Raw genomic sequence first — 13,059 nt, 5'->3', positions numbered from 1 at the left:
CGGAACCTTCAGGAACGCGCCGTCCTTCTTGTTCGTCACATATTCGTAACTCGGCGAGCCGCAGCCGCCGACCAAAAGCACCGCCGTCGCTACCGTGAGCAGTAGCAGGGTGNCTGGAAGGGACTTTCGGCGCGGACAGGTCGTCCGACGTCGAGCCGCCACGGCAAACCTCCCGCCTCGCAAGGTCGAACGCATGGTGCGGCGCCGGGCCATGGGTCCATAACGCTTTCTCCGAAAAGTGTGGCCCAGAAGCCGCCCGACGTGCACAACCTTCACCAAAAAGGGTGAGGCTCCATACCCTCCGCTGTCGGGCGTCGACCGGCGACGCCACCGTCCCGTGCAGGCGCGCCACCTGCCCATGAAGGGCCCCCGAGGGCCGGTCCGACGCCGCGGGGCCGGTCCTTCGGGCGGCCAGAATCACCGTCCCGTGCCGGCCCGGTCGTCGGCCCGCAGGTCGCCCCGGGCACGACGTGCATCACCGCGCGTCGGGCCGGTCGGGTCCCTGTTGGATTACCCGGAAGGCCCTGGCCGAATCCGCGGGAGGCGGTCCGCNCCGCCTGCTCACCCACACCGGGTCTCACCCATCGGACGAGCGTGCCGGTCGATCTCCCGGCCGGAGCCGACGCAACCCCCCGCGGTTCCCAACCGACCACATGGGGACACGACGGCCACGGGGGACCCGCCGGCCGCATGAGGACACGGCGGCCGTGGGGCACACTGTCGGTATGGCGCACTATCGGCGTGGCCGGAAGGTTCCCGCGCTTCGTCCCACGCGACGCCACCTGGTCGGGGGACTGACGGTGGTCGTGGTGTTCGCGCTGGTGGGGCTGACGGCGTGGAAACCGATCGCGGCCGTGCCCGCGCTGGCGACGATCGTCGTCCTCGGCGTGATCGACTGGGCCGTCGTGACGGCCGCGCCCGGCGCGGACGACCTGCCCTCCGGGCCGGCGGCCTTCACCGGCGACGAGCCCGAGTGGCCCGACGACCTCGACACCCCGACGCAGGTGCTACCCCGCCTGACCTTCGGCTACGCCCGGGCCACGAGCGGTGGCGAGCAGTACGAGGAGCCCGACCAGGACGCGGTGCGCACCATGGCGATCGACATGCGCGGCTACCTCGACGAGGCGGGCCCCGGCCGGATGGGCTGAGCGGTCTCGGCCCCGGCTGCGGTCTCGGCCCCCGCTGCGGTCTCGGCTGCGGTCTCGGCCCCGGCCTCGGCTGCGGCCGCGCGCCGGTCGAGCAGGCCGAGCACGGCGGCCGTCGCCGCCCGGACCGCCGCCGCCGCGTCGGTGCCGCCGACGGCGGCGTCCCGGCCCGCCGCGAGGCCCACCAGGAACGCGGTCAGCGGCGCCGCCGGGCGCGCGACCCCGTGGGCGACGTCCCGGGTGAGGTCGAGCAGCGCGGCCACGTCGACGCCCGCCAGCTCCAGGCCGAGCTCGGCGCCGACCTGCGCGAACCATCGGTCCAGGACGTCGCCGCCGGCACCGCGCGGCGAGCCCTCCCCGGGCGGCTGGCCGTGTCCGGGTCGCGGGCTGTGGGCGGAGGTCATCGTCACATCGTGCCCGGTCGGACCCGGCCGGCCCAGCGCCGGGCACGGGCCACGTCGGCGGGCGCGTCACAGTCCAGGCACGCGAGTGCGTCCGCGCGCACGGACATCACCACCTGGTCGGCGAACAGACCGCGCACCGGCCGCCCGACCGGGTCCGCGGGCAACGCGGCACGCAGCCTCGCGGTGCGCCAGACCGCGGCGAGGTACTGGCGCCGCCCGCCCGGGTCGACCAGCACGGCGGCGTGCGCCGCCGGCTCCTCGGCGCCGCGGCGCAGCAGTTCGATCTCCCGACCGGTGAGGAACGGCAGGTCGGCCGCGAGGACGGCGACGAACGGGGTGGCGATCGCGACCAGCCCCGCGGCGATCGCCGCGACCGGGCCGCCGCCCGGCGGGTCCTCCCGGCACCACCACACCCCGCCCTCGGGAGGCGCCGCGAGGTCGCGGCGGGGGCCGACGACGACGATGCGCTCGGTACCGGTGCCGCCGGCGACCGCGGCGAGCACCCGATCGAGCAGCGTGGTGCCGCCGACGACGACGCCCGGTTTGTCCCGGCCACCGAGGCGGCGAGCGGCGCCGCCGGCGAGCACGAGCGCGCTGCAGCCGGCCTGCGGGACGGTCATCCGCCGATCGCCGACATGGGCCGGTCCGGCTGCCGGAATCCGTGCTCGCCGATCCCGTGGCCGGTCTTCTTCCCCCGCACCGCGGCCCGCCACAGCGCGGCGAGCCGCTCGTCGTCCGCACCGGCGCGCAGGGCCGCGCGCAGATCGCTCTCCTCCCGCGCGAACAGGCAGTTGCGCACCTGACCGTCGGCGGTCAGCCGAACCCGGTCGCAGGCCGCGCAGAAGGGCGCGGACACGGAGCCGATCACCCCGACCCGGCCGGGGCCGCCGTCGACCTCGAACAGCTCGGCGGGCGCGCTGCCGCGCCCCGGCAGGGGCCGCAGCGTGAACTCGGCGCGCAGGGCGGCGAGGATCTCCGCCGCGGTGACCATCGTCGAGCGCTGCCAGCCGTGCTGGGCGTCGAGCGGCATCTGCTCGATGAACCGCAGCTCGTAGCCCCCGGCCAGCGACCAGCGCAGCAGGCGGGCGGCCTCGTCGTCGTTGACGCCCCGGACGAGGACGCTGTTGACCTTGACCGGGGCGAGGCCGGCCGCCGCGGCGGCGCGCAGCCCCGCGAGCACGTCGCCGTGCCGGTCGCGGCGGGTGATCCGGGCGAAGCGGGTCGGGTCCAGGGTGTCCAGGGAGACGTTCACCCGGTCCAGGCCGGCCGCGCGCAACGGCTCGGCCAGCCGGACGAGCGAGAGCCCGTTCGTGGTGAGCGAGAGCTCCGGCCGCGGGCGCAGGGTGGCGAGCCGGGCCACCAGCGCCGCGAGACCCGGCCGCAGGGTCGGCTCACCGCCGGTCAGGCGGACCTCCGTCACGCCGAGCAGCCGCACCGCGATGCCGACCAGCCGAACGACCTCGTCGTCGGTCAGCAGGCGCGCCGACGCCAGCCAGGGCAGGCCCTCGGCAGGCATGCAGTAGACGCACCGCAGGTTGCACCGGTCGGTCAGCGACACCCGCAGGTCCGTCGCAATGCGACCATGGGTGTCGACAAGACTCACCGGCCTAGCGTATAGAGCCCAAGCGCCCGAACCCACCGGACCCTTCGGATGAGGCGAACTGCCGAGCGGACCGACCGGTGATGCCGACGGGGCAGACCCGGTCGGGCCGGCCGCACCGCGCCCGGCACCGTCCACGGACGCCGCCGGGCGGCGGGCCGGGGACGTCGCGTCGCGTCCGCCGACGACCACCGCAGGGGCTGGCGGGCGGGCGGGCGGCGCCCGTGGTCAGCGGGCCTGCGAGACTTAGCACTCGGCGGTCGATGGACCGGCCCACCCGGGCGCGCGTGCGGCGGGGGGCGCCGTCCGCGCACGCGACCGCGGGGCCGGCGACGCCGGCGCCACAGGCGGGCACTTTCGGCGCGGGGAGGGGCTGGGCAATGCAGGTCTTCGGAGTTGACGTCGGAGGGAGCGGGATCAAGGGCGCTCCGGTCAACGTCGAGGACGGCACGCTGGCCGCGCCCCGGTTTCGGATCCCGACCCCGCAGCCCGCCGAGCCCGCCGCCGTCGCGGCGACCATCGCCGAGGTCGTCGGCCACTTCGACTGGTCCGGTCCGGTGGGTGTCGCCCTGCCGTCGGTGGTCAAGAACGGCGTGGCGCTGACGGCGGCGAACATCGCGCCGTCCTGGATCGGCACCGACATCGTCGGCGTGCTCGCCGGCGCCCTCGGCCGCGCCGACGCCGACGCCACCTCGGTGCCGGCGCAGCCGGGCGGATCCGCCACTGCGGCGGACATCACCACGGTGAACGACGCGGACGCGGCCGGGATCGCGGAGATGGCCTTCGGGGCGGGCCGCGACACCNCCGGGCTGGTCGTCATGACGACGTTCGGCACCGGCATCGGAACCGCCCTGTTCCTGCACGGGCAGCTCGTTCCGAACACCGAGCTCGGGCACCTGGAGATCCACGGACACGACGCGGAGACGAAGGCCTCCGACGCGGCCCGCGAGCGGGAGGACCTGTCGTGGGAGAAGTGGGCCAAGCGGGTGACCCGGTACCTCAACACGCTCGAGGCACTGCTCTGGCCCGATCTGATCATCATCGGCGGCGGGGTCAGCAAGAAGGCCGACAGGTTTCTCGACCAGCTCGAGCTGCGCACCCGGGTGGTGCCGGCGCAGCTCCAGAACGAGGCGGGCATCGTCGGTGCCGCGCTGTCCGGCCTGGCCGATCAGAGCCGCCCGCGACCCTCGGCCCGCCCGGCGCGGCGGCGGGGACCGGCGACCCGGCCGCCCGGCGGCCGGCGACCGTAGGATCATCCGGCCGGCTCCCGGCCCGGACGGACAGGCCCGACTCGGTCAGACTGTGCGTGTCGTCCGCCGCCAGCCCGCCAGCCGGCCGCATCGATGGCAGGCTGTCACCTACCGGGACGCACAGGCCTAAGGCGGGTTCGGGTGCGTCATGCCGATCTGCCCGCGGGCTCGTCGGCCGACCGGCGCGATGTGCGCCGCGGCGTGCCGACCCGGGCAGGGTACGGCTTCGAGTGAACAGGAGGCGCCATGCGTGAGCTGAGGGCGGTCGCACTCAGCGAGGACGGCGGCTACCTCGTGCTCGCGGACGCAGGCGGCAGGACCGACGGCGAGCAGTTCCGCGTGCCGGTGGACGACCGGCTCCGTGCTGCCCTGCGCGGAATGCGCCGCAGCGAGGTGCGCACCGAAAGCGCGCTGACCCCGCGGGAGATCCAGGCCCGGCTGCGCGCCGGGGAGACCGCTGCGGAGGTCGCCAGAGCGGCCGGCATACCCGTGGAGCGCGTGGAGCGTTACGAGGGTCCGGTGCTGGCCGAGCGTGCGCGCGTCGTGCAGGAGGCCCGGGCTGCGCTGCTGCCCAAGGACCCCGGTGGGGTGCCCGGACGGCCGCTCGGCGAGGTCGTCGACGCCCGGCTGATCGTCGCCCAGGACAATCCCGCCGCCGCCCAGTGGGACGCCTGGCGCCGCGTCGACGGGATCTGGCTCGTCCAGCTCACCTCGGACAGCCGCTGCGCCCGCTGGACGTGGGATCCGGTCGTGCGCCGGGTGCGCCCCCACGACGACGCCGCCCGGGCGCTGGTCGCCCCGGAAAGCACCGAGCAGGCCCCCCCGCCGCCGCCCGCGCCGCCCGTGCTGCGGGCCGCCGGTCCGGCGCTGACACTCGTCTCCGACCAGGGTCTGCCCGCCACGCCGGCGCAGCCGGCGGTCGCCGCCGCCCCGCTCCCGGCGGTGCCGCAGGAGCCCGTGGTCCGGCCCCATGTCCAGCCCACCGCCTTTCCCGCCGTCCCGGCGGCCGCCTACCCCGCCGAGGATCGTCCGTCAGGTGGCGGCGGGACGACCCCGCAGCGCCCCGCGGCCGTGCCGCCGGCCGCCGCCACCATGCGGCACCCGTCGCCACGCGGCGACGGTCGCTGGCAGCCGGCGCCCCGGGAGCACTGGGACGAGCCTGCCCGGGCCGAGACCTTCCGCGCTGTGCCGGAGCCGGGCCCGGCCGCCGGCCACGACGACCCGCCCGCCGACTACACCGCTGACTACACCGCCATCACCCGGCCCGAGCCGGACCCGGCCGGCGCGGCGGCCGGCCGGTCGGCCGACGGGCCGGCTCTGGGCGCCAGCACGCGGCCAGCCGAGTCCTGGGCCGCCCCGGTGGGGGGCGAGGCGGCCGGCGAGGCTCCTGATCCTTCCCTGCCCGCGGAGGAGGCTGGTGCCCGCCGCCCCGAGCCGCAGACACCGCGGCGCACGGCGGCGACCCGGGTCGGCTCCCTCTCCCGAGGGACCGGCCGCCGGGTCGCACCCGAGCCGGGCGGTACCAGGGCCGGCAGCGCGCCGCCGGCAGCCGCCCCCGGTCGCGCCGCGCCGGCCGCCCGGTCCCGACCGGCCGCCTCGGCCCCGGGTGCGGCCGGATCCGCGCGAACGGGAGGAACCTCCCGAGCCGCCGTCGCCCAGGCCGGCACACCGGCCGTGACTTCCGCCACATCGCCAGCCGGATCCGCCGCGGTGTCCGGCCCGAGCGCCGCCGCCGAGTCCCCCACCGGTCCGGCTGGGCCGGTCGTCACCCCTGCGGGCCGGCGTCCGCGCCAGGCCGACGATGCCGTCGCCGCAGCGCCATCCGCGGGCGGCGGCGCCTCCACCACCCCCACCGAGGAGTCCGCCCGGACACCCGCGGTGAGCCCACCGTCGGGCCCGAGCGTCGCGGANGGGGCCCCCGGCGCGGCCGTGAGGCAACGTCGAGGCGCATCGGCGCCGGCAGCCTCGGACGAGCCGACTTCCACCGATCCGGAGGAATCGACGACAGAGGGTGTCGACGAGTCGACCACAGAGAAGTCGGGTGNACCCGCTGCGTCACGAGGCCGCCAGAATAACGGCACCCGTGGGGGGGAACGTCCCGCAGGCGGTCGACGCGGACGCAAGTCAGTGCCAGCATGGGACGACATCGTCTTCGGCGCCCGACGGCCCTGATCAGGCCGCAGCTCGCCGGGGGNGAGCAACCGTCCGCGGATCCGAAGCTCCGCGGACACCACGCCGCTCTGGATGCAATGACGCCACGAGAGCCGGCTGTGAGTAAACCGTCACATGGTCAGCAGGAACGTCTGACCGCCTAACACAGTTGGAGTAGATGTGACAGGGACTACCACGAAGCCGACGCTGACCAACCTCGATCGTTGCGACCGGTGCGGTGCCCAGGCATACGTGCGGGTGGTGCTGCCTGGCGGCGGGGATCTCCTTTTCTGCCGGCATCACGCNAAGTCGCACGACTCCAAGCTGCGTGAGATGGCCGTCGAATACCACGACGAGACCGACAAGCTCAGCGTGTCCTGAGCCCGACGCTCAGGTATCAAAGGGGCATGCCACGACCACGTGGCGTGCCCCTTTCGCTNCTCCTCGGCGTCACGGGGAGTGGACACGGTNACCTCGGGCCACGCGTTTTCCCGTCCGTTCCCCCGATCGGGGGATCTACCCCGACACCGCGTGGGCGCCGTTGACCTCCCTGCTCTCCACCAGGCCATACGGTGGGGCCGTGTCCGCCATGGGGAAGGAGGCGTCCACCCCCGTGGCTCCCAGCCCGGTGCGGGGCCGCTGGTCGGTGCTGCTGCGCCGGGCCGTCCTCGAGGCCAATCCGGAACTGGTCGCCCACGCCCGGGAGCGCCGCACGGTGGCCCAGGCGAAGGTGNGGCGCAGCGCGATGTTCCGTCGTCTTGACCGCCAGCAGCGCCGGGTCCCCCGGGGGCCGTTGCGGCTGGCGCGCACGACGCTCGCCAACGCCTGGCGCCACCGGGTGCTGGGCCTGGCGGCGGAGGCAGGATTCTGGCAGTTGCTGTCCCTGCCCCCGTTGCTGCTGTCCCTGCTCGGCGCGCTCGGCTACGTCGCCGACGCCATCGGCGGGGACGCGCTCAGCAGCATCCGGGACAGCATCCTGCGCGGAGCCGGTGACCTGCTGACCGAGTCGGTGGTCGACGACGCGGTCCGGCCCACCGTGGACGAGATCCTCTCCCGCGGCCGGCCGGATGTGATCTCCATCGGCTTCGTGCTGTCGCTGTGGACCGGTTCGACGGCGATGGCGACCTTCGTCAACACCATCACCATCGCCTACGGCCAACGTGACCGGCGTTCTGCGGTGCGTAGCCGACTGGTGGCGCTGGGGCTTTTCCTCGCGCAGGTCACCAGCGGCGTGATCATCCTGNCGGCGCTGATCCTCGGACCCGGGCTGATCTCCCNCATTCTCGACGCCGACCAGCACCCGTCGGTCGACCATCTGCTGACCCTGCTGTTCTGGCCGGTCGTCGGGCTGGTCGCGCTCACGATGCTGACCTCGCTTTACCACCTCTCCCTGCCAGTGCGCAGGCCCTGGTGGCGGGCGCTTCCGGGGGCGACCCTGGCGCTGGTGTGCTGGCTGGTCGGCAGCGACGTGCTGCGGCTGTACCTGGAGATCGTGTTCAGCCACGAGCTGGTCTACGGCTCGCTGGGTGCACCCGTGGCCGCGCTGCTGTTCTTCTACATCACCGCGCTGGCGGTACTGCTGGGCGCCGAACTCAACGCGGCGCTGGACGAGCAGTCCTCGCAGCGGCGGAAGAGGCGGGACGGCGGCCCCGCCACCGACGACACCCCGCCTCCCCCCGCCAGCCCACCCGCTGCCGACGCTCAGCCCGCCGATGGTCAGCACGCTGACGCTCAGTCGGGCGGCGGTCAGTCCACCGGCGGCTCGCCCCCCGGCGACGGTCCGTACTCGGTCGACGGGCAGGCCGATCCGCCCGGCCCCGGCGGCGTCTCGTTCGACCGTTGCGCCGTCGACGACATCCCCACCGCGCCGACGACCGCGCTGTGGCCAGGGGCTGCTCAGTAGGTGCAGGAGACGCCCGCCGGGGCGGCGGCCGCAGTCGGCTGTGCGCCGGCCGGGGCGCCGTCGCCCGCGGCCACGGCCGCCGGGCGGGACCAGGACACCGCGACGGCCCTAGTGGTGGCCGGACCGGCAGGCAACGCGCCCGCCGGGCTCGCCGTGGCGGCGCGACCACCGAAGGGCTTCAGAAAGGCACCGAGCTGGTCGGGATCGGGCACCAGCACGCTCTGCCCGGCACGTTGACCGGCCGCGGCCGGCACCGTGGCGAACNCAACCCCCCCGGAGCCGACGGACTGCATGCGGACCGCCAGCAGGCGCAGATCGGCCAGTGAGGTGCNGTCGTCGAGGGTGATCGCGGAAGTCGCGGCGTCGACCACATTGATCAGCTTCGCTGGATTGAGCAGCGTGTCGGTCGAGGCGATCCGTTGGAAGACGACCCCCAGGAACTGCTGCTGGCGGCGGATCCGGTCGATGTNGCTCTCCGGCAGACCGTAGCGCTGGCGGACGAAGGCGAGGGCCTGCGCGCCGGTGAGCCGGTTCTCCCCCACCTGGCCGGAGAACCCCGAGTAGTGGTCGTGCAGGTTGTCGAAGCCGCGCGCCTTCAGCTCGGCCGGCAGCTCCCTGATNCAGACGGTGACTCCGCCGAGCGCGTCGGTCATCCCCTGGAAGCCGACGAAGTCGATCTGGACGTAGTGGTCGACGCGGATCCCGGTGAGACCCTCGATGGTCGCGACCAGCAGGGACGGGCCCCCGTAGGAGAAGGCCGAGTTCAGCTTGGAGCGCTGAGCCGCATGCTGGGTGCCCCGCNCATCGGTGTAGGCCGGGATCCGCACCCACAGGTCACGCGGGAAGGAGATCAGGGTCGTCGACCCGTTGCCGTCGAGGTGGGCGAGGATCGTGGTGTCCGACCGCTGCCCCTCGGCCACCCCGAACTCGCCGTTGGTCCCCGCCCGGGTGTCGGATCCGACCAGCAGGATGTTCTGCGTCCCGCCGGCGGCCGACGCCGGCCGGTCCACGCCGGCGGAGAAGGTCAGGGGGGTGTGTCGGACCCTGCCGTCGTAGTGTCGCAACACGGCCCAGCCGCTGGTGGCCAGCACGAGCACGACCGCCGCCAGCACCGCCGCGACCGCCGTGACGCCGCGGCGGATCGAGCTGCGGCGCGGCCCGGGTTCGCCGGTCTCGGGCAGGTCCGGCCGGGTGGGGCCGGGCGGCGCGGCAACCCGACGGCCGGCGTGCGGCGCTGCGCGGCCGGCCCGAGGATCACGCTCGGTGTAGGGATCACGTCCCGCTCCGGGATCGCCGTACGGATCGCCGTAGGGATCGCGGGAGCCGCCGCCCGCGCCGGGCTGGGCCCGCGGACGAGCCGGACGATCCACCGCGGGTGGAGGCGACCCGGCGTCGCGGCGCGGCCACTGCCCCGCGGGCCAGTTCTCCTCGGACGCGGGCCGGGGGGCATCGCGTCGAGGGACATCGCGTCGAGGGACATCGCGTCGCCGGCCGTCATCCTCTCCCCCGCGGCGTTCCTCGGGCGGCCCGTGCCGTTCCGGCCGATCCGGAGGCCAGGTCATGGCCGCCTCCCCCTCCCTCATGCACCGGGAGCAGATCTCCCGCGCCGGTGACACCGTCGGTGTTCCGGGCATCCGTTCCAGGCGGGCCGCCCCGCCAGTGTCGCGCGCCTCACGCCCGCCGACGCGACCGCCGTCCGCATCCGACAGCCCGGCGATGCGCCCGGCGGGGGCAGGACGCCGAGCGGGCCGACCTCGCCGAGCCCGCCGTTCACACCGAGCCGGCGGCCGCCGAACCACCGGGCCGCCGGCGCCGGCCGGCCCGCGATCGACGCGGTGCCGTCGATCGCGGCGGCAGGCCGCGAGCCGACGAACGGAACACTCCGGGACAGCCTCTCACCGATCCCGTGCTGTGGTGCACCCTCGCCGTCCTCGGCCGCTGTCGGATGGGCGACCGGCCATGCCGGCTACCGCGAGTCCGACGACCGCGGTCCGACGCGCCCGATCCGACGAGCCCAGTCCGACGAGCCCGGTCCGACGACGGCGGGACGAGTCCGACGAACGCTCGGCGTGCGGTGCCGACTCGCAAATCCATGGGCGAGGCCGTCGAACCGCAATTGCGGGCCTGTGTCGACGATCGGGCCGACAATGCTGACCTCGCCCGGATGTGAGGTCACTGACAGCACCCTCGTGGCGTCACCCTCGTCGACTCGGATGTCGGGGCTCGGCGGGGGCCGCCCGAGCCTGCCCCGGCAGGCGGATGAACGCGTGGATATCGGACCAGGATTGGCGGGGACCGACGACGTCCGCACCCGGACCGATCCTCCCTCGGACACACCGCCCCGGGCCCTTACCCGGGGTCCGGCACCCCCGTCAACGGACAGCGACAGAAAGTTACGTAACGGCACATTGGGCGGATCTCGCACAACCGGTTGCTTGCTCGCGTTAACCCGTTCGAAGTGGGAAGGCCAGCCCTTGGGTAACCCACCNATGCCGCCGGGCACGGCCGGCATGCTCCCTCGACCACGCCGATCGGATGACGGCATGCGTGAGTACCCGATCGCCGAGCGGCGGATCGGCTCGGGCGCCATCCGGATCTCACTTCATCCGGACGATCGGCGTACCGAAAATCCGGCTCCGATCNCGGCGAGATGTCCACCGCGGTCCCGATGGACGATGGACCGGTTCAGCACTACCCACCGGCGCTCGACCCGGCCTACCGTTAACGGTATGAGTGCCCAGTCCCACCAAAGCACACCTCCAACGGCCGGCACGGGGGTACCCGAGGGAGCCCCGGCGGAGCGTGACCAGAACGTCATCACAGCCGACGAAGCGGACGTTGTCCGCCCCCGCACCGATGTACCCGGGGTGGCGACGGATTCCACCGGCGCGGAGTCGGATTCGGCGCCGGCGGCCGCCGGGGCCGGCGAGTCGACGGTCGAACCGACGGCGTCTTCCGGCCGCGAACCCGGCCAGGCCAACCACGATGAGGAACCGCACGCGGCGTTCCGGCGGTTTATGGCAACCGGCTGGGCGCCCATTGACGACGCTGCGCCATCCCGCGATGACTGTGCACCCTACACCGCGAAACGCCGCGCCTTGTTGGGCTCACGGTTCCCGACCGATGCCCTCGTGGTGCCCAGCGGCGGCCTGNGGGTACGGGCAAACGACACGGATTTTCCGTTCCGTCCGGGAAGTGACTTCTTCTGGTTGACAGGCTGTCATGAACCCGATGCGGTGCTGGTTCTGCTACCCAACGCGGCCGGTGAGCACGATGCCACGCTGTATCTCGCCGGCCGCTCGGACCGGTCCAGCTCGGCGTTCTACACCGACCGCCGATACGGGGAACTCTGGGTCGGTCCCCGGCCGGGGGTTCGCGAGACAGCCGCGGCCCTGGAGATCGAGTNCCGGCCGCTGACCGATCTGCCGGGCGCGCTGGCCCGGCTGGCCCCGGGAAACACCAGGACGCTGCGGGGAATCGATCCGCTGGTCGACCGCTCGGTGCTGCGGTGGTCGGACGACAGATCGGGCGACGACCGCGATGTGGTCCTCGCGCAGGCCCTTTCCGAGCTCCGGCTGGTCAAGGACGACTTCGAGATCGCCCGGTTGGACGAGGNGGTCGCGGCGACGGCGCGAGGCTTCACCGAGTGCGTGGGGGAAATCGGCCGCGCGATGGAGCTGCCCAACGGGGAACGCTGGTTGGAGGGCACCTTCTGGCGGCGTGNCCGGGTCGACGGCAACGACGTCGGCTACGGCTCCATCGTCGCCTGCGGACACCATGCGACCACCCTGCACTGGGTGCGCGACGACGGACCGGTGCGCGCCGGTGATCTGGCCCTGCTGGACATGGGCGTGGAGGGCAGATCGCTCTACACCGCCGACGTCACCCGCACGCTGCCGATCACCGGCCGATTCACGGACCTGCAGCGCCAGGTATACGACGTGGTTCTGCGCGCGCAACAGGCCGGCATCGACGCGGTCCGCCCGGGAGCCTCGTTCCTGGCTCCACACCGAGCGGCGATGCAGGTCATCGCCACCGCGCTGGCGGACTGGGGGCTGCTGCCGGACGGAGCCCAGGCATCGCTGTCGGAGGACCCGCACGCGCCGGGCGCCGGGATCCACCGCCGATACACGTTGCACGCCACGTCGCACATGCTCGGNCTGGACGTGCACGACTGCGCCCAGGCGCGGGACGAGACCTACCGGGATGCGGCGCTGGAGCCGGGGATGGTGCTGACGGTCGAACCGGGTCTGTACTTCCAGCCCNACGACCTCACCGTTCCGCCCGAGCTGCGCGGCATCGGGGTCCGGATAGAAGATGACATCCTGGTCACCGGGCAGGGATGGCGCAACATGTCCGCCGGGCTTCCGCGAACCTCGGAAGACGTCGAAAACTGGATGGGCCGCCATCTGCCCAACTGACGGAACGAACAGAGCCGACGACAGCGCGCGTCGGCTCTGAGGTCAAACGTTCCTGCCACACCGGCCAGGCCGGTGTGGCAGGAACCTGCCCTGGCAAAACCTGATCAGCAGGTCTTCGGGCAGCGGGGCCTGCGGCCCGCGGCCGAATACCGCGGGCACGACGGGTACTACTGGGTCCACCGCTT

Annotated in this window: 5 protein-coding genes and 15 pseudogenes; 13 read left to right on the top strand and 7 right to left on the bottom strand. The window is 74.0% G+C overall.

Going from position 1 to position 13,059, the window contains the following annotated elements:
- The first annotated feature begins 725 nt into the window (after window positions 1-725).
- On the top strand, window positions 726-1,148 hold the full coding sequence (locus tag UK94_RS07680; RefSeq protein ID WP_011606752.1) for a hypothetical protein: 423 nt from the start codon (window positions 726-728) through the stop codon (window positions 1,146-1,148).
- Here UK94_RS07680 and UK94_RS43655 read toward each other — a convergent pair.
- The 3 genes from UK94_RS43655 to moaA are packed head-to-tail and all read right to left on the bottom strand — an operon-like array spanning window position 1,112 to window position 3,152.
- Complete coding sequence (locus UK94_RS43655) at window positions 1,112-1,549, bottom strand: DUF6457 domain-containing protein (RefSeq protein WP_231861339.1); 438 nt, start codon at window positions 1,547-1,549, stop codon at window positions 1,112-1,114. The genes UK94_RS07680 and UK94_RS43655 overlap by 37 nt on opposite strands.
- Window positions 1,550-1,551: 2 nt before the next feature.
- Window positions 1,552-2,169 carry a molybdenum cofactor guanylyltransferase gene (locus tag UK94_RS07670; RefSeq protein ID WP_041939747.1) on the bottom strand — a complete coding sequence of 206 codons (618 nt, stop codon included), beginning with the start codon at window positions 2,167-2,169 and terminating at the stop codon, window positions 1,552-1,554.
- On the bottom strand, window positions 2,166-3,152 hold the full coding sequence (gene moaA / locus UK94_RS07665; protein ID WP_011606755.1) for a GTP 3',8-cyclase MoaA: 987 nt from the start codon (window positions 3,150-3,152) through the stop codon (window positions 2,166-2,168). The genes UK94_RS07670 and moaA overlap by 4 nt, the downstream gene beginning before the upstream one ends.
- Before the next feature lie 377 nt (window positions 3,153-3,529).
- On the opposite strand from moaA, the pseudogene UK94_RS43650 reads away from it, so the two are divergent.
- The 5 genes and pseudogenes from UK94_RS43650 to UK94_RS43630 all read left to right on the top strand — a co-directional run.
- Window positions 3,530-3,952 (top strand): annotated as a pseudogene (locus tag UK94_RS43650) (ROK family protein); the annotation flags it as partial.
- 1 nt (window position 3,953) lies between these two features.
- Window positions 3,954-4,399: pseudogene (locus UK94_RS43645) on the top strand (ROK family protein); the annotation flags it as partial.
- 246 nt (window positions 4,400-4,645) lie between these two features.
- Window positions 4,646-6,309: pseudogene (gene sepH, locus UK94_RS07655) on the top strand (septation protein SepH); the annotation flags it as partial.
- Between the two features lie 986 nt (window positions 6,310-7,295).
- A pseudogene (locus UK94_RS43640) lies at window positions 7,296-7,793 on the top strand (YhjD/YihY/BrkB family envelope integrity protein); the annotation flags it as partial.
- A 35-nt stretch (window positions 7,794-7,828) separates the two neighbouring features.
- A partial coding sequence (locus UK94_RS43630) for a YhjD/YihY/BrkB family envelope integrity protein (RefSeq protein ID WP_235486902.1) occupies window positions 7,829-8,453 on the top strand: 625 nt, incomplete at its 5' end.
- A 332-nt stretch (window positions 8,454-8,785) separates the two neighbouring features.
- Here UK94_RS43630 and UK94_RS43620 read toward each other — a convergent pair.
- From UK94_RS43620 to UK94_RS43605, 4 pseudogenes are all read right to left on the bottom strand, one after another.
- Window positions 8,786-8,922 (bottom strand): annotated as a pseudogene (locus tag UK94_RS43620) (LytR family transcriptional regulator); the annotation flags it as partial.
- Between the two features lies 1 nt (window position 8,923).
- Window positions 8,924-9,073, bottom strand: a pseudogene (locus tag UK94_RS43615) (LytR family transcriptional regulator); the annotation flags it as partial.
- Between the two features lies 1 nt (window position 9,074).
- Window positions 9,075-9,254, bottom strand: a pseudogene (locus UK94_RS43610) (LCP family protein); the annotation flags it as partial.
- Window position 9,255: 1 nt separating this feature from the next.
- Window positions 9,256-10,015 (bottom strand): annotated as a pseudogene (locus UK94_RS43605) (LytR family transcriptional regulator); the annotation flags it as partial.
- A 1,167-nt stretch (window positions 10,016-11,182) separates the two neighbouring features.
- On the opposite strand from UK94_RS43605, the pseudogene UK94_RS43600 reads away from it, so the two are divergent.
- From UK94_RS43600 to UK94_RS43570, 7 pseudogenes are all read left to right on the top strand, one after another.
- A pseudogene (locus UK94_RS43600) lies at window positions 11,183-11,605 on the top strand (aminopeptidase P family protein); the annotation flags it as partial.
- Between the two features lies 1 nt (window position 11,606).
- Window positions 11,607-11,858: pseudogene (locus UK94_RS43595) on the top strand (aminopeptidase P N-terminal domain-containing protein); the annotation flags it as partial.
- A gap of 1 nt (window position 11,859) precedes the next feature.
- Window positions 11,860-12,068 (top strand): annotated as a pseudogene (locus tag UK94_RS43590) (aminopeptidase P family protein); the annotation flags it as partial.
- A gap of 1 nt (window position 12,069) precedes the next feature.
- Window positions 12,070-12,176, top strand: a pseudogene (locus UK94_RS43585) (hypothetical protein); the annotation flags it as partial.
- 1 nt (window position 12,177) lies between these two features.
- Window positions 12,178-12,612, top strand: a pseudogene (locus UK94_RS43580) (M24 family metallopeptidase); the annotation flags it as partial.
- Between the two features lies 1 nt (window position 12,613).
- Window positions 12,614-12,718: pseudogene (locus UK94_RS43575) on the top strand (M24 family metallopeptidase); the annotation flags it as partial.
- A gap of 1 nt (window position 12,719) precedes the next feature.
- Window positions 12,720-12,874: pseudogene (locus UK94_RS43570) on the top strand (aminopeptidase P family protein); the annotation flags it as partial.
- Between the last annotated feature and the right edge of the window lie 185 nt (window positions 12,875-13,059).

It is taken from the genome of Frankia sp. AvcI1, assembly GCF_001420875.1.
GTDB classification, from domain to species: Bacteria; Actinomycetota; Actinomycetes; order Frankiales; family Frankiaceae; genus Frankia; species Frankia alni.
This window is presented reverse-complemented; position numbering and strand designations above follow the sequence as displayed.

Coding starts and splice junctions, on each gene's coding strand:
- UK94_RS07680 (WP_011606752.1), top strand. CDS start 726: ATGGCGCACTATCGGCGTGGCCGGAAGGTTCCCGCGCTTCGTCCCACG.
- UK94_RS43655 (WP_231861339.1), bottom strand. CDS start 1,549: ATGACCTCCGCCCACAGCCCGCGACCCGGACACGGCCAGCCGCCCGGG.
- UK94_RS07670 (WP_041939747.1), bottom strand. CDS start 2,169: ATGACCGTCCCGCAGGCCGGCTGCAGCGCGCTCGTGCTCGCCGGCGGC.